Genomic DNA, 19,766 nt, shown 5'->3' with positions numbered 1-19,766 from the left:
GCCACATGGGCGACTACGCCAAGGCGCTGGGCAGCAAGCTCCGCGCTATCCGCCAGCAGCAGGGTCTGTCGCTGCACGGCGTCGAGCAGAAGTCTGGCGGGCGGTGGAAGGCCGTGGTCGTCGGGTCCTATGAGCGCGGCGACCGTGCGGTGACCGTGCAGAAGCTGGCCGAGCTGGCCGACTTCTACGGGGTTCCGGTCGCGGAACTGCTTCCGGAGGGCCGGGTGCCGTCCGGCGCCGAGCCCGCCACCAAGGTCGTGATCAACCTGGAGCGGCTCCAGCAGCTGCCCGCTGAGAAGGTGGGCCCGCTGGCCCGCTACGCGGCCACCATCCAGAGCCAGCGCGGTGACTACAACGGCAAGGTGCTGTCCATCCGCACCGAGGACCTGCGATCCCTGGCCATCATCTACGACATGACGCCGGGAGAGCTCACCGAGCAGCTCATCGACTGGGGTGTGCTTCCGCCGGAGGCCCGACCCGCCCGCGAGGAGTGGGAACTTCGGCACAGGCCCGAAGGGCACCCCGAACCGTCCGGTGAGGGGTGCCCTTCTCGCATCCCCGATCGCGGGGCCGCGAGGGCGCCTCTGCGCGAGTTGCTCGCTCGGAGGCGCCCTTCACCCGACCGGGGCCTGGATGCGGGCATGACGAAGGGCACCTCCCGCCTGGTCGACCGGCGGGAGGTGCCCTTCGGTATTTCACACGTCCGTGTCGGGCGCCTGGTTACTTGACCGTCTTGCGGAGGCGGTTGCTGATGCCCGCGATGCGGCCCAGGATGCCGTTGACGAAGCGCGGCGAGTCGTCCGTGGACAGGGCCTTGACCAGCTCGACGGCTTCGTCGATCGCCACGGCCGGCGGGACGTCCTCGCTCCACAGCAGCTCGTAGAGGCCCAGCCGCAGCACCGAGCGGTCCACCGCGGGCATCCGGTCCAGCGACCAGCCCTCGGCGTGCTGGGTGAGCAGCTCGTCGATCCGGCCGCGGTTCTCCGTGACACCCTCCACCAGGGTGACGGTGTAGTCGGCGACCGGCGGCACCTCCGGGGAGCCGACCCGGTCGGACAGCAGGGTCACCGCGTCCACGCCGCGCTGGTCGGCCTCGTAGAGGAAGTCCACCGCGCGCTTGCGCGCCTTGCTCCGTGAACCCACCTCACACCCTCTTCCCGGCCGCGGTGGCCGACGGGCAGGCGCTCATTTGCTGTTGACGCGGCTGAGGTACCGGCCGTCGCGCGGGTCGACCTTGACCTTGTCACCGGTGTTGAGGAACAGCGGCACCTGGATCTCGGCACCGGTCTCCAGGGTGGCGGGCTTGGTGCCACCGGTGGAGCGGTCGCCCTGCAGGCCCGGGTCGGTGTGCTGGACGACCAGCTCGACCGAGGCGGGCAGCTCGATGTACAGCGGCTCGCCGTCGTGGCGGGCCACCGACACGGTGCTGTTCTCCAGCATGTAGTTCGCCGCGTCGCCGACGACCTCGCGCGAGATGTTGACCTGGTCGTAGGTGTCCGGGTCCATGAACACGTAGTCGGTGCCGTCGTCGTAGAGGTAGGTCATCTCGCGGCGGTCGACGTTCGCGGTCTCCACCTTCACCCCGGCGTTGAAGGTCTTGTCCACGACCTTGCCGGAGAGCACGTTCTTCAGCGTGGTGCGCACGAAGGCGCCACCCTTGCCGGGCTTGACGTGCTGGAAGTTCACGACGGACCAGAGCTGGCCGTCGATGTTGAGCACCAGTCCGTTCTTCAGGTCGTTCGTGGATGCCACGTGGGGATCTTCTCCTGTGGTGATGGCTTCGGGCGTGTTCCGCCGAATCGAGATTCCGGCGGTGTCGGCGCACTGCAGTGCGTCAGACTGCGACGAGCTCCTTCGTCGTCAAGGTGAGGAGCTCCGGCGTGCTGGGACGCACGACCAGCGTGTCCTCGATGCGGACCCCGCCCCGCCCCGCCAGATAAACGCCAGGCTCGACGGTGACCGCCATCCCGGCGCTGATTCTACCGTCTCCCCGCTGGGACAACGTCGGTGCCTCGTGGATCTCCAGCCCGACGCCGTGCCCGAGGCCGTGCAGGAACTGCTCGCCGTACCCGGCGTCCTCGATCACCTTCCGCGCCGCGGTGTCCACCTCGCGCACGTCGGCGCCGTCCTGGACGGCCGCCCGCCCGGCGGCCTGCGAGGTGCGCACCAGCTCGTAGATCTCGCGCTGCCAGTCGGCGGGCTTGCCCACCACCACGGTGCGGGTCATGTCCGAGTGGTAGCCGTCGACCAGCGCGCCGAAGTCCATCTTGACGAAGTCCCCGGTGGCCAGCACCGCGTCGGTCGGCCGGTGGTGCGGAACCGCGGAGTTCGCGCCGAAGGCGATGATCGTGTCGAACGACGGCCCGGCGGCGCCGTGGTCCAGCATCCGCGAGTCGAGCTCGCGGGCGACCTCCAGCTCGGTGCGGCCGGGGCGCAGCCCGCCGTGCTCGATCAGATCGGCCAGCGCCCGGTCGGCGGCGGCGCAGGCCATCCGCAGCGCCTCGATCTCGGTCTCGTCCTTGACCAGCCGCAGGTGCTCGACGTGGCCCGGCGCGCGCACCAGCTCGGCCTTGCCCGCGGCCTCGGCCAGCACGTCGCGGCGGTCGACGGTGACGTGCTGGCTCTCGAACCCGACGCGGCGGTGCTCGGCGGCCGCGGAGCCGATGCGGTCGGCCAGCGTCAGATCGCTCGCCCGGTCGATCACCCGCTCCAGGTCCGGGACCTGCTCCTGGGCCTGCGTCAGGTAGCGGCCGTCGGTGCAGAACACCGTCCGCGACTCGGCACCCGGCTCGTCGGCGGCGTGGACCACCAGCGCGGCGTTGGACCCGGTGAAGCCGGTGAGGTAGCGGATGTTGAGCAGATCGGTCACCAGGATCGCGTCCAGTTCCTGCGCGCGCAGGCGGTCGCGGAGGGCTTGCCGTCGGTGGGAGTGCGCTTCGGACATGTCCGGAGCCTAACCCGCGGACCAGTGCCCGGACCTGGTCAGCTCGGCGGTCGGCGGGAAGCCGCCACGGCCTTGTGCGCAGCGCTTTGTCGGTGCTGAGCGATACGGTTCCCTGCATGAGCGGCGTGCGCCGCTCGCGCTTTTCGGCGAGTGGGCCGTCAACTCGCACCGCCGCGGGTTCTCAGCGTTCGCCGACGAGGACAGCCCGTTCGCCGGGCATACACGAGAACACCGATCCCGCGGCCGGGCGGACGCTGAGGTTCCGCCGCGCAGACCAACCGCTGGAAGAATTCGAGGTTCGGGCATGTCGCTGTCGTGGAGCGTGCTGGCGAGCCCGGTCGGGCCGCTGACCGTGGTGGCCGGTGCGTCCGGGGTGCGCCAGATCGCCTTCGCCGGGCCCGAGGAGGTGCTCGGCGAGTACGACGCGGAGCTGGTGCGCGACACCGGGGTGGCGGCCGAGACCGCCCGGCAGCTCGACGAGTACTTCGCGCGCCGCCGCCGCGAGTTCGACGTGCCGATCGAGTGGGAGCCGATGCAGGGCTTGCGGCTGCACGTGCTGCGCACCCTGTTCGAGCTCGTGCCCTTCGGCGAAGCGGTGAGCTACAAGCGGCTGGCCGAGCTCTCGGGACGACCGGAGGCCTCGCGCGCGGTCGGCACGATCATGGGCAACAACCCGATCCCGCTGATCGTGCCGTGCCACCGGGTGCTGGCCAGCGGCGGCGGGCTCGGCGGCTTCGGCCCCGGCCTGGAGGCCAAGCGGAAGCTGCTGGTGCTGGAGGGGATCATCGAACCCAGCCTGCTCGAACTCGACCTGCTGGAGTCCTAGCGGACGGCGAGGAACAGGTGGTAGGTCGTCTCGTGCCGGCCGAGCCGCACCGGGATCGCCAGTTCCTCGCAGTTGCCGAACACCTCGTGCAGCGCGGCCCGCAGCGCGGGTGAGGTGTCGGCCGACCAGATCGCCAGCGTGCCGCCGGAAGTCAGCTTCTCCGCGCTGCGCGCGAGGAATTCGCCGCGGTAGATCGCGGAGTTGGCGTCGTAGACCAGGAAGTCGGGCCCGTTGTCCACGTCGAGCAGCACGACGTCGAAGTGATCCGGCGGCTGGGCGGCGAGCACCTCGGCGACGTCGCCGAGGTGCCAGCGGACCCGCTCGTCGCGGACCGCGGCGACGGTGTGCGGCACCAGTCCGTCCCGGTGCCACGTCAGCAGATCCGGCTCGATCTCGACGACGTGCGCTTCCTCCACCCGCGGATCGGCCAGCACCTCGCGCAGCGTGAAACCCAGTCCCAGCCCGCCGATCAGCACCCGCAACCGCGCCGCGCCCACGGCGCGCAGCGTGGCGGTGGCGAGTTCCCGTTCGGTTGCGGTGTGCGCGGTGTCCATGACGAACACGCCGTTGACCCGGAGCTCCAGCACGTCGTCCCGGCGCAGCAGCGCGAGTTCGCCACGCTCGGACTCGCCGCGCGCGACTAGTTCTGCCATCGCAGCAACGTTAACCAATCCGCTGACCGGCTCTCGCATCGGCTTTACGATCATCATCGGGGACCGATTCGAGCGTTAGGGGAGCGCATGATCGGCAGACGACTCTTCCTCGCCGGCCTGGCCGTCACCGCGACTGCGGCGACCGCGGCGGCGGGCACCAGGCAGCGAGTGCGGCTGGAGCTGCCCGCGCCGACCGGCCCGCACCGGGTGGGCATCACCGATCTCCACCTGATCGACAGCTCCCGCCCCGATCCGTGGGCGCCGGAGAAGCCCTTCCGCGAGCTGATGGTGACGGTCCGGTACCCGGCGCAGCGCGCGGGCGGCCACCCGGTGGCGCCGCACATGACTCGCGCGCTGGCCGAGCACTTCGCGCGCACCGCGGCCGAGGGCACCGTGGCGATCCCGCCGCAGATCCCGGTGGGCACCGTCGACTGGGCCGCCACGCGGACGCACTCGCACCGCGATGCTCCGGTCGAACTCGGCGGCGGGCCGCTACCGGTGCTGCTCCACTCGCCCGGCCACCTGATGTCGCGGGCCTTCGGCTCGCTGCTGGCCGAGGACCTCGCGAGCCACGGGTACGCCGTGGTGTCGCTGGACCACACGCACGACCCGACCGAGGTGGAGTTCCCCGGTGGCCGGATCGAGGTGAACCGGCAGGCGGATCCGGAGTCGTTCGAGACGTTCAAGCGCGAGATGGCGATCCGGGTCGTCGACGTCGGTTTCGTACTCGGCCAGCTCGGCGGCCGCATCCTGCCCGGCGCGCTGGACCTGGGTTCGATCGGCATGTACGGGCACTCGCTGGGCGGCGCGACGACCGCGCAGTCGATGCACGACCACCCGCGCATCACCGCCGGAGTCGACCTGGACGGTCCGCTGGGCACCCGCGAGGACCCGTGGGGCACGGTGGTCACCGAGGGCCTGGACCGGCCGTTCCTGCTGTTCGCGGCGGATCCGAGCGACCAGGACCACGAGCTGATCAGCGAGTTCTGGTCGAACCTGCGCGGCTGGCGGCGAGCGCTGCAGATGGTCACGGCGGCGCACAACTCGTTCAACGACCTGGTGGTATTCGCCCCGCAGCTGCGCGAAGCGGGCGTCCTCAGCGCGCAGGACATGGACGTGCTCGTCGGCGCGACCGACCCGGCCGACCCGCGCGCGGACGCCAACGCGCTGCGCGCCTACGTCCGGGCCTTCTTCGACCTCCACATCAGGCACCGCGACAACGGCCTCCTCGACGGCCCCTCCCCGGCCTACCCGCAGGTCCGCTTCACGGCCTGAGCCGAACCACGAGCGGTTCCGTTCCCACTGCCCCGTGAGCGTTCTGGGGCGCCACAGCACCCCAGAACGCTCACGACCGATCACCAGCGCGGACGGAGCCGCAGAACCCGACGTCGCGCGCTGCGCCGATTTCGTGCGAAATCGACCGGACATCGGCGGTTTCCGGCAAATGCGGGAACGCCGGTAGGGATATCCCCCGGTGCGGCGCGCACGCCCGGAACCTCGGAGTTGTCCGGAAATGACTCGCCGGTTGCTCCGGATCGGGCAGCGGCCGACGGCGTTCCGGCGTATTGGCGGTTGGTGAGGGCGTTCCCACAATTGTTGCGCTCCCGAACCAATTCCGACCGAAGGGACGCGCCGTGCCCAGCAGACGATCCTTCCTCCGCGGTGTTTCCGCCGCCGCCCTCGCCGTGCCCGCCCTCGGCGGCCTGGCCGCCTCCCCCGCTCTCGCGGTGCCCCCGCTGGCCGGTCGCCGCGCGCCGGAGGTCCCGCTGCCGCTGACGATCGTCAACTCCAGCGGCCAGTTCGACAACGCCTCGATCCACGTCTACGTCGTCGGCACCAACCTCGACACCGGCGAGCAGTCCCGGGTCACCCCGGAGGGGCAGCTGGTGCCGGTCTCGGAGTCCGACAACGGATCCGACGGCTACGCCGACTACGCCATCCCGCTGGCGGGCAGCGGCGACACCCAGCTGAACCTGCCCAGCATGTCCGGCCGGATCTACTTCGCGCTCGGCGAGAAGCTGAAGTTCAAGGTCGTCGTCGGCGGCGACGGCAAGCCCGCGCTGCAGTACCCGGCGGGCTGGGTGGACAGCGACCCGAACTACGGGATCCTGCACGACACCGTCGAGTTCACCCTCAAGGCCGACGGGATGTACTGCAACACCACGATGGTCGACATGTTCAGCGTGCCGCTGTCGATCCACCTGCGGGGCGCCGCGGACCAGACCACCGGCACGGTGCCCGCGGGCGGCCGGGAGCGGATCCTCAGCGGTGTCGCCGAGCACCCCGACTTCGCCGGGCTGCGCCAGGACGACCTGCGGGTGATCGCGCCGGGCCACGGGCTGGACCTCGGCAAGTTCTCCGGCACCTACTACGACTCCTACATCGACGAGGTCTGGTCGAAGTACCAGGGCACCCAGCTGCGGATCGACACCGACAACGGCAAGGTCTTCACCGGCCAGGTCTCCGGCGACACCTTCAACTTCGACGGCGGCGTGAAGCCCATCGGCAAGCCGTCCACGCGGGACGTGCTGTTCTGCGACGGTGCGCTGGCCGCGCCGAACGACGGCATCACCGGCCCGGTCGCGGCGATCCTCGGCGCCGGCTTCAACCGCTCGATCCTGCTGGACTCCGCCGACCAGCCGGGCACCGATCCGGCGGCCTTCTACCGGCACGACATCACCAACCACTACTCGAAGGTGATGCACGAGAACACCGAGGACGGCAAGGCCTACGGCTTCGCCTTCGACGACGTGGCCGGCTTCGCCTCCTACGTCCAGGACAACGCGCCGACGTCGATCACCGTGACGCTGACACCGTGGTGACCTCCTCCGGCGCGCGGCGCCGGATCGACACGGAGAAGGCCGTCGCCAGCAGGCAAAGCAGGCCCGCGCCGTACCAGGCCGCGGCGTAGTCGCCGAACTGGTCGCGCACCACGCCCGCGATGGTGGCGACGGCCGCCGCGCCGATCTGGTGGGAGGCGAAGACCCAGCCGAACACCACCGACGCGCGCGGCCCGAAGTGCTCCCGGCACAGCGCCATGGTCGGCGGCACCGTGGCCACCCAGTCCAGCCCGTAGAACACCACGAACAGCACCATGTTCGCCCCGACCGAGGGCGCGAACAGCTGCGGCAGCACGAACAGCGAGATCCCGCGCAGGGTGTAGTAGACGGCCAGCAGGATCCGCGGGTTGACCTTGTCGGTGAGCCAGCCGGACAGCACGGTGCCCGCCACGTCGAAGACGCCGATCACGGCCAGCAGTCCGGCGGCCGTGGTCGTCGGCATGCCGTGATCGTGCGCGGCGGGCACGAAGTGCGTGTTGACCAAGCCGTTCGTGCTCGCCCCGCAGATCGCGAAACCGCCTGCCAGCAGCCAGAAAGCTCGCGTGCGGGCGGCTTCGCGCAGCGCGCGCAGAGCGTTGGCGGCCGGATTCCCGCTGGCGCGCACCGGTTCCGGCTCCTCGCCGGTCGCACCGAAGGCGGTGGTCCCGAGGTCGGCGGGGCGCTCGCGCATCACCAGCAGCACCAGCAGGGCGACCAGCAGCGCCGTCCCGGCGATGGTCAGCGAGGCGATCCGCCACCCGAACTCGTCGACCAGCACCGCGGCCAGCGGGAGGAAGACCAGCTGGCCGGTCGCGCTGCCCGCGGTCAGCACGCCGCTGACCAGCCCGCGCCGCGCCACGAACCACCGGTCGACCACGGTGGACACGAAGGCCAGCGCCATCGAACCGGTGCCCAGCCCGACCAGCAGCCCCCAGCAGACCACCAGCTGCCAGCTGGCGGTCATGAACACGGTGAAGCCGCTGCCCGCCGCGATCAGCACCAGCGCGAAGACGGTGATCCGGCGGATGCCGAAGCGGTCCATCAGGGCCGCCGCGAACGGCGCGGTCACCCCGTAGAGCAGCAGGTTGAGCGAGACGGCGGCGGAGATGACGCTGTGCGGCCAGCCGAACTCGTCGTGCAGCGGATTCATGAACACGCCGGGCATCGAGCGGAACGCGGCGGAGCCCACCAGGGCGACGAAGGCGACGGCCGCGACCCACCACGCCGGGTGGATGCGCCGCGCGGACGCAGTGCTGATCACCTGACCAGCTTCACCGAAGCGGCGTACGCGAACCAGTGGCCGGAGGGACAAGATGTGAGAAGATCCGGCCACGGCCCTCGTCCCAACCGGAGTCCTGCTTCACCGCATCTCGGGGGCCCGTGATTCAACCCAGCCACAAGAAACCGCGAAACGCGACTTCGATCCCGGGACGCAACCACCACTGGAGAGGCGGAACAGGCATGCCCACCAGCCCGCACCGGATCGCCGTCCTGGGACTGCCCGAGGTCGTCGGCTTCGACCTCGCGATCCCGTCGCAGATCTTCGGCGGCGCCCGCGACGCGGTCGGCGAGCAGCTCTACGACGTCCAGGTGTGCAGCCTGGACGGCGGGCCGATCTCCACGACCAAGGGCTTCGCCGTCCTGCCCAGCGCCGGGCCGGAGCACCTGCGCTCGCCGGACACGCTGATCATCCCCGGCACCCACGTCGAAGGACCGCGCACCGACGGCAGCCTGGACCCGGAACTGGCCGACTACCTGGCCGGACTGCCCGCCCGCACCCGGATCATGTCGATCTGCACCGGCGCGTTCGTGCTCGCCGCGGCGGGCATGCTCGACGGCAGGCCCGCCACCACGCACTGGGCGTACGCCGATGACTTCCGCCGCCTGTACCCGGAGGTCGACCTGGATCCGGACGTGCTGTTCGTCGACGACGGCGACGTGCTCACCTCGGCCGGGGTGGCCGCCGGGATCGACCTGTGCCTGCACGTGATCCGCCGCGACCACGGCAGCGAGGTGGCCAACCGCGCGGCCCGCTCCAGCGTGGTGCCGCCGTGGCGCGAAGGCGGCCAGGCCCAGTACATCGAGCGGCCGGTGCCGGAGCCGGACGGCAACGGAACCTCGAACACCCGCGCCTGGCTGCTGCGGCACCTCGCCGAACCGCTGACCCTCGACAAGATCGCCGCGCACGCCGGGACGAGCGTGCGGACCTTCACCCGCCGGTTCCGGGACGAGACCGGGTCCAGCCCGATGGACTGGCTGCTCCAGCAGCGCCTGGAGCACGCCCGCCACCTGCTGGAATCCACGGACCTGCCGATCGACGCGGTGGCCGAGCAGGCCGGGCTGAGCACGGCGGCCTCGCTGCGCAAGCACCTGCGCCACCGCCTGGGCACCAGCCCGGCCACCTACCGCCGAACCTTCCGCTCCTGAACTACTGCGAGACGCCCGCCTGGATGGTCTGCACGCTGAGCTGGGACTTCTCCGGGTTGGCGCAGCCGTGTTCCTCGAAGTCGAACGGGATGAACAGCGAGGCGGTCTCCTGCGGCGGGTAGATCCGCAGGCCCTTGGCGACCTCCATGCGGCACTCGTCGGGGTCGTAGTTCTCCACCGTGGTGAACTTGATCATGGCCGAGGCCTTGTCGCCGGGTGCCATGTTGACCGCGCCGCCCTTCTTGCCGTCCCGGTACGCGTCCGCACCGATCTGGTGCCCGTCGGCCCCGCCGACGTAGGACACCCCCGGGAAGCCCTGGATGACGCAGTTGTGCGAGCTGGTGTTGGTGAAGATCAGCGGCGTGTAGCGGCCACCGGTGGCGCCGTCGCCCTCGCCGAAGGACAGCGCGAGGTCGGCGGCCTTGCACAGCGGATCGCCGACCGGCTCGTCCGGCGACGCGGCGACGGTCGACGAGGGCGTCTCGTCCCGAGTCTCGTCGCTCGCCGGCGAATCCACCGCGCTGCCACCGGAATCGTCCTGGACGACCGGGGGCTGGGCGTTGTTCACCGTGTTTTGCTCGCCGGATCCGCCAGGGCTGCACGCGGTCAGCCCGACCGCCAGCGCCGCCACCGCAACCGCGAGGAACTTCGCCCGATTCATCCTTCTCACCCTTCCTTGCCCCCGTCTTGCCGATCAGTAGACGCCCGGCACGAGAAAAGGTTGCGACCAAAACTTCTCAACCACCGAGTAGAACCGAACACACCGCCCAAACGAGGCAAACCGTCACTACCCGAAACCACCCCGAACCCCCGACACACCGGCGCACGTCCGACGACAACGCAATTTCAATTGAAATCACACGTCAAATTTCAATTGAAATTGCACTCCGGACGACGGCGGCGGGCTCAGCGGCGGAGGTCGCCGCCGCGCGGGCGGGAGTCCCACTCCGGTTGCGAGACGTCGGTGACCGGTGATTCGTTGGCCGCCGCCACCTCGGGCGCGACCGTCCACAGTCGACCTTCGTCGTCCAGCAGCGCGACCTCGCCGCTCGGCGCGCGCAACGCCTCGGCCCCGGTCCCGATGGTGCCGACCACCGGCAGTTCGTCCACTGCGGACACCCGCCGGTCGAGCACACCGGTGACCAGCAGCTCCGCCACCGAGCGGCGCTCCACCCGGACGCGCTGCCCGTCGTGCACCACGTCGACGGTGCGCGCCGGTGACGGCACGGCGAAACCGTCGAGCACCACGGCCGCCTGCTCCGGCGTGGCGCACCCCTCGAAACCGGTTGCGTCGATGCCGAAGTGGCGGATGTCGGTCGGCGCGGGCAGCAGCGCGGTGGCCCGCAGGACGTCCAGCGGAACCGTGCCGCACGGGTCCGAAGTGGACACCGGAGCGGTGCCGTCGGGACGGCGCACCAGGCCCGGCCCCTCCTGCCACGGGCCGGGGATCAGCACCGGCGGGTAGGGATGGGAGGTGAAGTCGCGGTCCCAGAAGGTGACCGACGTGCCGTCCGCGGTCTGGTGGGCGATCGCGAACGCGTCCAGCGCGGGCGCCCACATCCAGTCCGCGCTGAAGGCGTCCACCACCGAACGGGCTCGCGCGCCACCGGCCGGCCGGAACCCCTCCCCGGTCAACGCCTCCAGCTGCGAGCGGAACTCCGGATCGCGCGCCCGGAGCACGAACTGCCCGGCGCCGTTCCAGCCTGCTCCGGAGGCCGTGGTGTCGGTGAACATCAGGTAGAACCAGCCGTCCAGGTACAGCGCGGAGGGCTGCCCGGCACCGTAGGCGTTCTCCCGGTGCACCTCGCCGGACGGCCGGACGATCGGCGCGCCGCCGGCCTCCCGCCGCCAGGACCGCCCGTCGGCGCTGCTGGCCACGCCGATGGAATTGCCGTGCGCGTGATCGTCGCCCGCCGCACCGGTGTAGTACAGGTAGTAGCGGTCGGCCACCTTCAGCACGGACGGATCGCAGGTGTGCATGCCGTCGAAACCGCCCGGCTGCCCGGAGAAGACCGGCACCGCGGGCGCCCCGCCGGAATCGGTGAACGGCCCGTCAGGACTGCCCGAAGCGGCGTGCAGGACGTCGTCACCGGGCGGGCCGATCCCCGGCAGCTGGCTGCACCACCACACCCGGTACTGCCCGCCGTCGGCCAGCACGGTCGGCCCGTAGTTGTACGGCGCGGGCATGCCGCCCGAGACCACCACGCCGCCGCTGGCGCGCTCCCCACCGACCTCCAGGTCGATGGGCAACCGGCCCGGCTGGGCCCGCGATTCGACGCTCGGCTGAGCGCCGGGCGTGCCCGACACCTGCGTGCAACCGGCCAGCAGCGGCACGCAGACCAGCCCCGCCGCCCAGCGCCACGATCCCCGCACCACGCCCTCCCCCAGAACCGGGCGCGCCTACGCGCTCGCGTGCTCGGCCAGCCAGCGGATCGCCAGCGGGTAGCCCGCGACCCCGAGACCGGCCACCACCGCGGTGGAGATGTCCGACAGGTAGCTGGTGTGCCGGAACTCCTCGCGCTTGTGCACGTTGGAGATGTGCAGCTCGATCAGGTCGGCGTCCAGCTGCGCCGCCGCGTCGCGCACCGCGATCGAGTAGTGCGTCCAGGCACCGGCGTTGAGCACGACCGGCCACCGCTCGTCGGCGGCCTGGTGCAGCCACTGCACCATCTCGCCCTCGTGGTCGGTCTGGCGCACCTCGACCTCGACACCGAGCTCCTCACCCGCGCGCTCGCACATCGCGACCAGATCGGCGTAGGTGGTGCTGCCGTAGACCGAGGGCTCCCGCTTGCCCAGCCGCCCGAGGTTGGGGCCGTTGAGCACCAGCACCTTCACAGCAGGATCCCCGTGGACTTGGCCTCGCCACCGGTCACCGCGGAGTAGGCGGCGGCGATCAGCGACGGGTCCGGGCCCTCCAGCCGACCGGGCTTGGCCAGCCCGTCGAGCACCACGAACCGCAGCACGCCCGCGCGGTTCTTCTTGTCCACCTTCATGCCTTCCAGCAGCTGGCCGAGCGCGTCCGGGTCGTAGCTGGTGGGCAGGCCCAGCATGTCCAGCACCCGCTTGTGCCGGTCGGCGGTCTCGTCGTCGAGCCGGCCGGCCAGCCGCGCCAGCTCGGCGGCGAACACCAGGCCGACGCTGACCGCGGCGCCGTGCCGCCACCGGTAGCGCTCCCGCCGCTCGATGGCGTGCGCCAGGGTGTGCCCGTAGTTGAGCACCTCGCGCAGGTGCGATTCCTTCAGGTCCGCGGCGACCACGTCGGCCTTGACCTGGATCGACCGGCGCACCAGCTCGCCGAGCACCTCGCCCGCCGGATCGGTGGCGGCCTCCGGGTCGGCCTCGATCAGCCGCAGGATCTCCGGGTCGGCGATGAACCCGGCCTTGACGATCTCGGCCATGCCCGCGATCAGCTCGTTGCGCGGCAGGCCCTCCAGCGTCGCCAGGTCGGCGAGTACCAGGCTCGGCTCGTGGAAGAGCCCGACGAGGTTCTTGCCCGCGTCGGTGTTGATGCCGGTCTTGCCGCCGACCGCGGCGTCGACCATGCCCAGCAGCGTGGTCGGCACGTGCACCACCCGCACCCCGCGCATCCAGGTGCCCGCCACGAACCCGGCCACGTCGGTGACCGCACCGCCGCCGAAGGACACCACCACACCGCCGCGGTCCATGCCGATCTTGCCGAGCACTCCCCAGCAGAACCCGGCGACCTGCAGGCTCTTGCCGTCCTCGGCGTCGGGGATCTCCACCCGGTGGGCGTCCACCCCGGCCTCGGTCAGCTCCTCGCGCACCGCCTCGACGGTCGCGGTGATGGTGGGCTGGTGCACCAGCGCCACCGACGATGCGTCGCGCAGGTAGTCGACGAGTTCGCCGAGCAGCCCCCGGCCGACCACCACGTCGTAGGGCTGCTGCCCGGCAACCCTGATCCGCACCGGTTCGGTCATCATCGTCCCTTCGGTGAAGGCGGTTCTGGACAAAGAGAGTACGCAAAGCCGTCCGCGCGGCGGGGCCGACAGCGTCAGGTGCGCGCGGACAGCGCAGCCACGACCTGCGCCACGACCTCGTCGGGTGCGATGTGGTCAGTGGCGATCTCGATCGCGGCCACCGAGCGGTAGATCGGCATCCGGGCGTCGAGCAGCGCCTTGAAGGTGGCGCGCGGGTTCACCCCGGCCAGCAGCGGCCGCGCGGTGGACAGCCCGACGCGCTTGGCGCCTTCGGCGAGGCCGACCGACAGGAACACCACCTGGTGCCCGGCCAGCAGCTCGCGGGTGCGCTCGGAGAGCACCGCACCGCCGCCCAGCGCCAGCACCCCGTCGTGCTCCCGCAGCGCGGTCTCGACGGCGGCTTCCTCCATCGCCCGGAACGCGGGCTCGCCGTCGCTGGCGAAGATGTCGGCGATGGCCCGGCCGCTGGTGCGCACCACGTCCTCGTCGGTGTCGCGGAAGTCGACCTCCAGCTGCTGCGCCAGCAACCGGCCGATCGTCGTCTTGCCCGCGCCCGGCGGGCCGACCACCACTGCCCGTGGCGCCATCACCGCGCCTGCCGCTTCTCGGCGCGCTCGCGCAGACCGGTCAGGTAGCCCTCGACGTTGCGCCGGGTCTCCGGCAGCGAGTCGCCGCCGAACTTCTCCAGCGCGGCCTCGGCCAGCACCAGCGCGACCATCGTCTCGGCGACCACCGCCGCGCGCGGCACCGCGGTGATGTCCGAGCGCTGGTGCATCGCCTGCGCGGGCTCACCGGTCACCACGTCCACAGTGGCCAGTGCGCGCGGCAGGCTGGAGATCGGCTTCTTGGCGGCGCGCACGATCAGCGGCTCGCCGTTGGTGATGCCGCCCTCCAGGCCACCGGCCCGGTTGCTGCCGCGGTGCACCCACTTCGCGCCCTCGTCGGGGTAGATCTCGTCGTGCGCGGCGCTGCCCCGGCGGTGCGCGTTGGCGAAGCCCTCGCCGATCTCCACGCCCTTGATCGCCTGGATGCTCATCAGCGCACCGGCCAACCGGGCGTCGAGCTTGCGGTCCCAGTGCACGTGCGAGCCGATGCCCGGCGGCAGCCCGTAGGCGATCACCTCGACCACGCCGCCGAGCGTGTCGCCGTCCTTCTTGGCCGCGTCGACCTCGGCCATCATCCGCTCGGTCGCGGCGTCGCCGAAGGCCCGCACCGGGTTCTCGTCGATCGCGGCCAGGTCGTCCGGGCCGGGCAGCACGTCGTGCTCGGCGTCCACGCCGCCCAGGCTGACCACGTGGCTGACGATCTCCACGCCGAGCAGCTGCTTCAAGAACTGGCGGGCCACCGTGCCGACGGCGACGCGGGCCGCGGTCTCGCGGGCGCTGGCGCGCTCCAGCACCGGGCGGGCCTCGTCGAAGCCGTACTTCTGCATCCCGGCGAGGTCGGCGTGACCGGGCCGCGGGCGGGTCAGCGGCGCGTTGCGGGCCAGCGAGGCCAGCACGTCCTCGTCGACCGGGTCGGCGGCCATCACCTGCTCCCACTTGGGCCACTCGGTGTTGCCGATGCGGACCGCGATCGGGCCGCCCTGGGTGCGCCCGTGGCGGACACCGCCGATGATCTCCAGCTCGTCGGCCTCGAAGTTCATCCGCGGGCTCCGGCCGAACCCCAGCTTGCGGCGCTCCAACTGGGTCGCGATGTCGGTCGAGGTCACCTCGACTCCGGCCACCATGCCTTCCAACACCGCCACCAGGGCGGGGCCATGCGATTCTCCAGCGGTCATCCAGCGCAGCACACCTGTAGATCCTGCCACGTTCGGTCGCCGGTGAACCCGGCCGGGTGCCCAGTTCACGGCCACGGCGCGAACGCGGTGACCAGCCACGCGGGAACGAGCGCGGCCGGCCCGTGCGGAATCGCCCCGCGCCCCCACCGCGAAGCCGCGACCAGCGTGCCGAGCGCCGCCGCGGCGATCACGGCCGGCACCGCCCCGATGGACACCGCGCCCACCACCAGCCCCAGGCTCCCGGCCAGCTTCACATCGCCCGGCCCCATCGCCTCCGGCCGCACCACCCGCACCAGCAGGTAGACCCCGCCGAAGAGCACCCCGCCACCGATCGCACCGGCCCACACCCCGGGCCGGTGCACCGACGCGACGCCGACCAGCGCCAACACCACCGGGTAAGCGGGCAACGTGAACACGTCCGGCAGCCGGTAGGCGCGGATGTCGCACACCGACAGCAGCACGCCGCCCCACCCGACCACGAGCGGAACGCCCGCCCACCACCAGGGCATCCCACCGGCGATCCGCACCGCCACCGCGGCCCACAGGACTCCGACGCCCACCTCGCACCACCACCGGGGCGCCACCACACCTCGCCGAACAACCCCGAGCACCCACCGCCCGAACCACCCGGCACCGAACCCGACAACGCCCCCGAAGATCCCGATCGCGACAACCATGCGGCCACGATCACCCCGCGGCCCGCCCCACCCCGGCACCACGACGCCGAACACCCGCATGTCGGGACCCCACCACCGGCTCCGAGCGGGGGGGCGCAGTGCCAGCTCCGCACGAAACCGCCCATCACCCGGGTGAACGTCGACTTCTCGCGAAATCGACCACCACCTGGGGTTTCGATGGCGAAGGGCACCGCTGACCGGGTGGTGCCGGTCGGCGGTGCCCTTCGTCCGTGCCCCGATCGGGGAGTTTTCAGGCGGAGACCGTGAAGAGGACGTCGCCGGTGGCGACCTGGCCGTCCTCGCGGAGGTCCGCCAACGCCTCGGGCGCCACCTCCAGGGCGATCACCGGGCAGATCGACGAGTAGCCGTGCGACTCCACCTCGGTCGGGTCCCAGCTGACGATGCGCTGGCCCGCCTCGACCACGTCGCCCTTGGCCACGTGCAGCTCGAAGCCCTCGCCCTTGAGCTTGACCGTGTCGATGCCCAGGTGCACCAGGACCGCGGTGCCACCGGACGAAGCGATCACGAACGCGTGCGGGTGCAGCGTCATCACCGCGCCCGCGATCGGCGCGACGGCGTCGGCCCGCCCGCCGGACGGCTTGATCGCCATCCCCGGCCCGACCATGGCCTGCGAGAACACCGGGTCCGGCACCTCGCCGAGCGCGGTGGCCAGGCCGGCCACCGGGCTGCCGACCTCGACGCTCACCGCAGGTCCTCGATGTCCTCGGCCAGGGTGTCCGCCTCCGGGCCCACCACGACCTGCACGACCGTGCCCTGCTTCATGACGCCGTGCGCGCCGGCCGCCTTCAGCGCCGCCTCGTCGATCAACGAGCCGTCCTCGACCTCGCAGCGAAGCCGCGTGATGCACGGCTCGATCTCCACCACGTTGTCCCCGCCGCCGAGCGCGGCCAGGATCGCCGCGGCCTTGTCCTGAGCCACCGCGTGCTCCCTTCCTCCCGTACCAACGACGCGGAGCGACCGCGTCGCGACGATCTTGCGCCACTCGGTGTCGATGCGGCAACGAAATCGAAGCCGCCTTGACACCCGATCGCATGACGGCGCATTGTTCGCAACCGACTGGTTTAGACCGGACAGTACCAACTCGGTGCGGTCGGTCAACAGCACCGGGCGAACGCGGCGGTGATCCGCCAATGTTCAACCCGGTGACCGGCGTCCACAAGGCGCCGGGCGGCGGAGCAGCAGGACCGGTGGAGGCAACGTGGCCGCGCGGGGAACCGCAGACGAGAGTCGACGCGCTGAAGGTGTGCTGCGCGACGGCCCGATGCCCAAGCACGCCCAGCTGCGGGAGATCCTGCGCACGCTGGCGAGCGAGGAGCTGCTCCCCGGCTCACCCGTTCCCTCCGAGCGCGAACTCGCGGTCCGCTACGGCGTCTCGCGGCTGACCGTGCGCGAAGCCGTCGGTCAGCTGGTCGCCGAAGGACTGCTGGTGCGGGTGCGCGGCAAGGGCACCTTCACCACCCGGCCCCGAGTGGACTCCCAGCTGCACCTCGCCTCGTTCACCGAGGACATGCTCCGCCGCGGCATGCACCCGGAGACCGTGCTGCTGGAGGCCGCCGAGGCGATCCCGCCCGAGGACACCGCCGAAGCGCTCGGTCTCGCTCCCCGCGGGACCGCGTACTGGCTCCACCGGCTGCGCAAGGCCGACGGAGCCCCGATGGCGGTGGAGCGCGGCTGGTACCACGCCGGGCTGCTGCCCGGCCTCCTCCACCAGGACCTGACCGACTCGATGTACACCCTGCTGGACCGCCGCTACGGCGTGCAGCTGGAGACCGGCACCCAGACCGTGCTGGCCGAAGGCGCCGACGCCGACACGGCCCGGCTGCTCGGGGTGCGCCCCGGCAGCCCGGTCCTGGTGTTCCGCCGGATCGCCACCGCGCAGGGCCGCCCGATCGAGGACATGACTTCCTGGTACCGCGGCGATCTGTACCAGGTCACCATGCAGCTGGACCGCGACCCGAGCGGTTCCGGCCAGCACCGCCCGACCATCCGGCCCACCTGATCCTCGAGCCGGATCCCCCGAAGACTCGGTGTCCACGACACAGGAGGTAACGATGAGTGCCAGCGCCCCAGCGGCGAAGGGCAACAAGAAGGGGCTCGCTCAGCTGCAGCGGCTGGGCCGGAGCCTCATGCTGCCCATCGCCGTCCTACCCGCCGCCGCGCTACTGATGCGCCTTGGCCAGGACGACCTGCTCGGCGCCGACGGGCTCGGCGGCGCGCTGTCCTGGCTGCTGCCGGTCGCCGACGTGGTCGGTGCCGCGGGTGGTGTGCTGTTCGACAACCTGCCGATCCTGTTCGCGATCGGTGTCGCGATCGGCTTCGCGAAGAAGGCCGACGGGTCCACCGCGCTGTCCGCGGCGGTCGGCTACCTGGTGCTGGCCGGGGTGATGTGGAAGATCACCGGGACCGAGGACGGCACGGTCTACAACAAGGGCCCCTACGGCGTGCTCGGCGGCATCATCGCCGGCATCGTGGCGGCCGTGCTGTGGCAGAAGTACCACCGCATCAAGCTGCCCGCCTACCTGGGCTTCTTCGGCGGTCGCCGGTTCGTGCCGATCGTCACCGCGGTGGCCACGCTGCTCATCGGCGTCGTCCTCGGCCTGCTCTACCCGATCTTCGACGCCGGGCTGACCGCCTTCAGCAACGCCGTCACCCAGAACGCGGTGATCGGCGGCGGCATCTACGGCGTGGTCAACCGGCTCCTGCTGCCGTTCGGCCTGCACCACATCCCGAACAACGTGGTCTGGTTCCTCTTCGGCGACTACCACGGCGAGAAGGGCGACATCTCCCGCTTCTTCGCCGGTGACCCCACCGCGGGCACCTTCATGACCGGTTTCTTCCCGATCTTCATGTTCGCCCTGCCCGCCGCCGCGCTGGCCATCTGGCAGTGCGCCAAGCCGTCGCAGCGCAAGATCGTCGGCGGCGTGATGCTCTCGACCGCGCTGACCGCGTTCCTCACGGGCATCACCGAGCCGCTGGAGTTCTCGTTCATCTTCGTGGCCTGGCCGCTGCTGCTGGTGCACGCGGTGCTCACCGGCAGCGCGCACATGCTGGTCAACTTCCTGGACATCCACTCCGGGTTCGGCTTCTCCGCGGGCGCCATCGACTACGTGCTGAACTTCGGCATCTCGACCAACTCGCTGTGGCTGATCCCGATCGGCCTCGGCTACGCGGTCATCTACTACTTCGTGTTCCGGTTCGTGATCACGAAGTGGAACCTGCGCACTCCGGGCCGTGAGGATGACGACAACGACACGGCCGAGACCAGCACGGATAATGCCGAGGGGAAGGCCAAGTCGGGCCCCGAGAAGAACTGACCCCGGCAACCGTTTTCCCGATTTCCCCCGACGAACGGAGAGCTCAATGTTCGAGCGACGGGTCACCGTGGCCAGCAAGGTCGGCCTGCACGCCCGGCCCGCGGCCCTGGTGGCGAAGGCCGCCGCGGCGCAGCCGGTGAAGATCACGATCCGCAAGGACGACACCAAGCCGGTGGAGGCGGGCAGCATCCTGGGCCTGATGACCTTGGGCGCGGCCTTCGGCGACGAGGTCGTGCTGGAGGCCGCAGGCGAGGGCGCCGAAGCGGCGCTGGACCACATCGCCCAGCTGGTCGCCACCGACCTGGACAACGCCAACTGAGGTCCCACCCCGACGACGACGGCCCCTCCGCATCGAGCGGAGGGGCCG

21 protein-coding genes and 1 pseudogene are annotated in these 19,766 nt (G+C 71.3%); 8 read left to right on the top strand and 14 right to left on the bottom strand.

Features of this window, described 5'->3' with window-relative positions:
* Nucleotides 1–5 precede the first annotated feature (5 nt).
* Nucleotides 6–491 (top strand): annotated as a pseudogene (gene bldD, locus C4T78_RS16785) (transcriptional regulator BldD); the annotation flags it as partial.
* Between the two features lie 229 nt (nt 492–720).
* Here bldD and nusB read toward each other — a convergent pair.
* The 3 genes from nusB to C4T78_RS16770 form a co-directional block, all read right to left on the bottom strand.
* The gene (gene nusB, locus C4T78_RS16780; RefSeq protein ID WP_093154095.1) at nt 721–1,143 is read right to left on the bottom strand and encodes a transcription antitermination factor NusB; all 423 of its coding nucleotides are present in this window, start codon (nt 1,141–1,143) and stop codon (nt 721–723) included.
* Between the two features lie 42 nt (nt 1,144–1,185).
* A complete protein-coding gene (gene efp, locus C4T78_RS16775; RefSeq protein ID WP_093345748.1) occupies nt 1,186–1,752 on the bottom strand; it encodes an elongation factor P in 567 nt (188 codons plus the stop codon).
* 82 nt (nt 1,753–1,834) lie between these two features.
* Nucleotides 1,835–2,944 carry a M24 family metallopeptidase gene (locus tag C4T78_RS16770; RefSeq protein WP_093345745.1) on the bottom strand — a complete coding sequence of 370 codons (1,110 nt, stop codon included), beginning with the start codon at nt 2,942–2,944 and terminating at the stop codon, nt 1,835–1,837.
* Between the two features lie 304 nt (nt 2,945–3,248).
* Between C4T78_RS16770 and C4T78_RS16765 the strand changes: the two genes are divergently transcribed.
* Complete coding sequence (locus C4T78_RS16765) at nt 3,249–3,770, top strand: methylated-DNA--[protein]-cysteine S-methyltransferase (RefSeq protein WP_093345739.1); 522 nt, start codon at nt 3,249–3,251, stop codon at nt 3,768–3,770.
* Here C4T78_RS16765 and C4T78_RS16760 read toward each other — a convergent pair.
* Nucleotides 3,767–4,423, bottom strand: coding sequence for a spermidine synthase (locus tag C4T78_RS16760; RefSeq protein ID WP_093345737.1), 657 nt, complete (start codon nt 4,421–4,423; stop codon nt 3,767–3,769). The two genes, C4T78_RS16765 and C4T78_RS16760, sit on opposite strands and share 4 nt — an antisense overlap.
* Before the next feature lie 87 nt (nt 4,424–4,510).
* Between C4T78_RS16760 and C4T78_RS16755 the strand changes: the two genes are divergently transcribed.
* The gene (locus C4T78_RS16755) at nt 4,511–5,698 is read left to right on the top strand and encodes an alpha/beta hydrolase family protein (RefSeq protein ID WP_218161422.1); all 1,188 of its coding nucleotides are present in this window, start codon (nt 4,511–4,513) and stop codon (nt 5,696–5,698) included.
* Between the two features lie 359 nt (nt 5,699–6,057).
* Nucleotides 6,058–7,245, top strand: a complete 1,188-nt coding sequence (locus C4T78_RS16750) for a beta-1,3-glucanase family protein (protein ID WP_093345734.1) — start codon at nt 6,058–6,060, stop codon at nt 7,243–7,245.
* Here the strand turns inward: C4T78_RS16750 and C4T78_RS16745 are convergent.
* Nucleotides 7,220–8,503 carry an MFS transporter gene (locus tag C4T78_RS16745; RefSeq protein ID WP_235862974.1) on the bottom strand — a complete coding sequence of 428 codons (1,284 nt, stop codon included), beginning with the start codon at nt 8,501–8,503 and terminating at the stop codon, nt 7,220–7,222. The genes C4T78_RS16750 and C4T78_RS16745 overlap by 26 nt on opposite strands.
* Nucleotides 8,504–8,703: 200 nt before the next feature.
* Here C4T78_RS16745 and C4T78_RS16740 point away from each other — a divergent pair, with 200 nt between their 5' ends.
* A complete protein-coding gene (locus C4T78_RS16740; RefSeq protein ID WP_093345729.1) occupies nt 8,704–9,669 on the top strand; it encodes a GlxA family transcriptional regulator in 966 nt (321 codons plus the stop codon).
* A gap of 1 nt (nt 9,670) precedes the next feature.
* On the opposite strand, the gene C4T78_RS16735 is transcribed toward C4T78_RS16740, so the two are convergent.
* The 9 genes from C4T78_RS16735 to C4T78_RS16695 form a co-directional block, all read right to left on the bottom strand.
* Nucleotides 9,671–10,330: a DUF4232 domain-containing protein gene (locus C4T78_RS16735; RefSeq protein ID WP_093345726.1), complete on the bottom strand. Its 660-nt coding sequence runs from the start codon at nt 10,328–10,330 to the stop codon at nt 9,671–9,673.
* A gap of 245 nt (nt 10,331–10,575) precedes the next feature.
* A complete protein-coding gene (locus C4T78_RS16730; RefSeq protein WP_235862973.1) occupies nt 10,576–12,042 on the bottom strand; it encodes a glycoside hydrolase family protein in 1,467 nt (488 codons plus the stop codon).
* 27 nt (nt 12,043–12,069) lie between these two features.
* Nucleotides 12,070–12,504, bottom strand: a complete 435-nt coding sequence (gene aroQ, locus C4T78_RS16725; RefSeq protein ID WP_093345724.1) for a type II 3-dehydroquinate dehydratase — start codon at nt 12,502–12,504, stop codon at nt 12,070–12,072.
* The gene (aroB, locus tag C4T78_RS16720) at nt 12,501–13,607 is read right to left on the bottom strand and encodes a 3-dehydroquinate synthase (RefSeq protein ID WP_093348267.1); all 1,107 of its coding nucleotides are present in this window, start codon (nt 13,605–13,607) and stop codon (nt 12,501–12,503) included. The genes aroQ and aroB overlap by 4 nt, the downstream gene beginning before the upstream one ends.
* 74 nt (nt 13,608–13,681) lie before the next feature.
* On the bottom strand, nt 13,682–14,194 hold the full coding sequence (locus tag C4T78_RS16715; RefSeq protein WP_093345721.1) for a shikimate kinase: 513 nt from the start codon (nt 14,192–14,194) through the stop codon (nt 13,682–13,684).
* Nucleotides 14,194–15,399 (bottom strand): chorismate synthase, encoded by a 1,206-nt coding sequence (aroC, locus tag C4T78_RS16710; protein WP_093345719.1) that lies wholly within the window; start codon nt 15,397–15,399, stop codon nt 14,194–14,196. The genes C4T78_RS16715 and aroC overlap by 1 nt, the downstream gene beginning before the upstream one ends.
* Nucleotides 15,400–15,452: 53 nt before the next feature.
* Nucleotides 15,453–15,947 (bottom strand): prepilin peptidase, encoded by a 495-nt coding sequence (locus C4T78_RS16705; protein WP_235862972.1) that lies wholly within the window; start codon nt 15,945–15,947, stop codon nt 15,453–15,455.
* 367 nt (nt 15,948–16,314) lie between these two features.
* Nucleotides 16,315–16,770: a PTS sugar transporter subunit IIA gene (locus C4T78_RS16700; protein ID WP_093345716.1), complete on the bottom strand. Its 456-nt coding sequence runs from the start codon at nt 16,768–16,770 to the stop codon at nt 16,315–16,317.
* The gene (locus tag C4T78_RS16695) at nt 16,767–17,003 is read right to left on the bottom strand and encodes a PTS sugar transporter subunit IIB (RefSeq protein ID WP_093154057.1); all 237 of its coding nucleotides are present in this window, start codon (nt 17,001–17,003) and stop codon (nt 16,767–16,769) included. Before C4T78_RS16695 ends, C4T78_RS16700 begins: the two co-directional genes overlap by 4 nt.
* A gap of 343 nt (nt 17,004–17,346) precedes the next feature.
* On the opposite strand from C4T78_RS16695, the gene C4T78_RS16690 reads away from it, so the two are divergent.
* Genes C4T78_RS16690 through C4T78_RS16680 form a run of 3 tightly spaced genes read left to right on the top strand, consistent with a single transcriptional unit; the run spans nt 17,347 to nt 19,718 of the window.
* Nucleotides 17,347–18,084 (top strand): GntR family transcriptional regulator, encoded by a 738-nt coding sequence (locus tag C4T78_RS16690; RefSeq protein WP_093348262.1) that lies wholly within the window; start codon nt 17,347–17,349, stop codon nt 18,082–18,084.
* A 52-nt stretch (nt 18,085–18,136) separates the two neighbouring features.
* Nucleotides 18,137–19,399, top strand: a complete 1,263-nt coding sequence (locus C4T78_RS16685) for a PTS transporter subunit EIIC (RefSeq protein WP_093345713.1) — start codon at nt 18,137–18,139, stop codon at nt 19,397–19,399.
* Nucleotides 19,400–19,445: 46 nt separating this feature from the next.
* Nucleotides 19,446–19,718 (top strand): HPr family phosphocarrier protein, encoded by a 273-nt coding sequence (locus C4T78_RS16680; protein ID WP_093154052.1) that lies wholly within the window; start codon nt 19,446–19,448, stop codon nt 19,716–19,718.
* Nucleotides 19,719–19,766: the final 48 nt, after the last annotated feature.

It is taken from the genome of Saccharopolyspora kobensis (assembly GCF_900108315.1).
Classification (GTDB): Bacteria; Actinomycetota; Actinomycetes; order Mycobacteriales; family Pseudonocardiaceae; genus Saccharopolyspora; species Saccharopolyspora kobensis.
Note: the sequence above shows the minus strand (reverse complement) of the source record. Positions and strands in the feature narration are given on the sequence as shown.

What these genes read in the sequence shown, in the direction of transcription:
- C4T78_RS16770 (WP_093345745.1), bottom strand. Translation starts at nt 2,944, where the DNA reads ATGTCCGAAGCGCACTCCCACCGACGGCAAGCCCTCCGCGACCGCCTG.
- C4T78_RS16765 (WP_093345739.1), top strand. Translation starts at nt 3,249, where the DNA reads ATGTCGCTGTCGTGGAGCGTGCTGGCGAGCCCGGTCGGGCCGCTGACC.
- C4T78_RS16760 (WP_093345737.1), bottom strand. Translation starts at nt 4,423, where the DNA reads ATGGCAGAACTAGTCGCGCGCGGCGAGTCCGAGCGTGGCGAACTCGCG.
- C4T78_RS16755 (WP_218161422.1), top strand. Translation starts at nt 4,511, where the DNA reads ATGATCGGCAGACGACTCTTCCTCGCCGGCCTGGCCGTCACCGCGACT.
- C4T78_RS16740 (WP_093345729.1), top strand. Translation starts at nt 8,704, where the DNA reads ATGCCCACCAGCCCGCACCGGATCGCCGTCCTGGGACTGCCCGAGGTC.
- C4T78_RS16735 (WP_093345726.1), bottom strand. Translation starts at nt 10,330, where the DNA reads ATGAATCGGGCGAAGTTCCTCGCGGTTGCGGTGGCGGCGCTGGCGGTC.
- aroB (WP_093348267.1), bottom strand. Translation starts at nt 13,607, where the DNA reads ATGACCGAACCGGTGCGGATCAGGGTTGCCGGGCAGCAGCCCTACGAC.
- C4T78_RS16715 (WP_093345721.1), bottom strand. Translation starts at nt 14,194, where the DNA reads ATGGCGCCACGGGCAGTGGTGGTCGGCCCGCCGGGCGCGGGCAAGACG.
- C4T78_RS16690 (WP_093348262.1), top strand. Translation starts at nt 17,347, where the DNA reads ATGCCCAAGCACGCCCAGCTGCGGGAGATCCTGCGCACGCTGGCGAGC.
- C4T78_RS16685 (WP_093345713.1), top strand. Translation starts at nt 18,137, where the DNA reads ATGAGTGCCAGCGCCCCAGCGGCGAAGGGCAACAAGAAGGGGCTCGCT.
- C4T78_RS16680 (WP_093154052.1), top strand. Translation starts at nt 19,446, where the DNA reads ATGTTCGAGCGACGGGTCACCGTGGCCAGCAAGGTCGGCCTGCACGCC.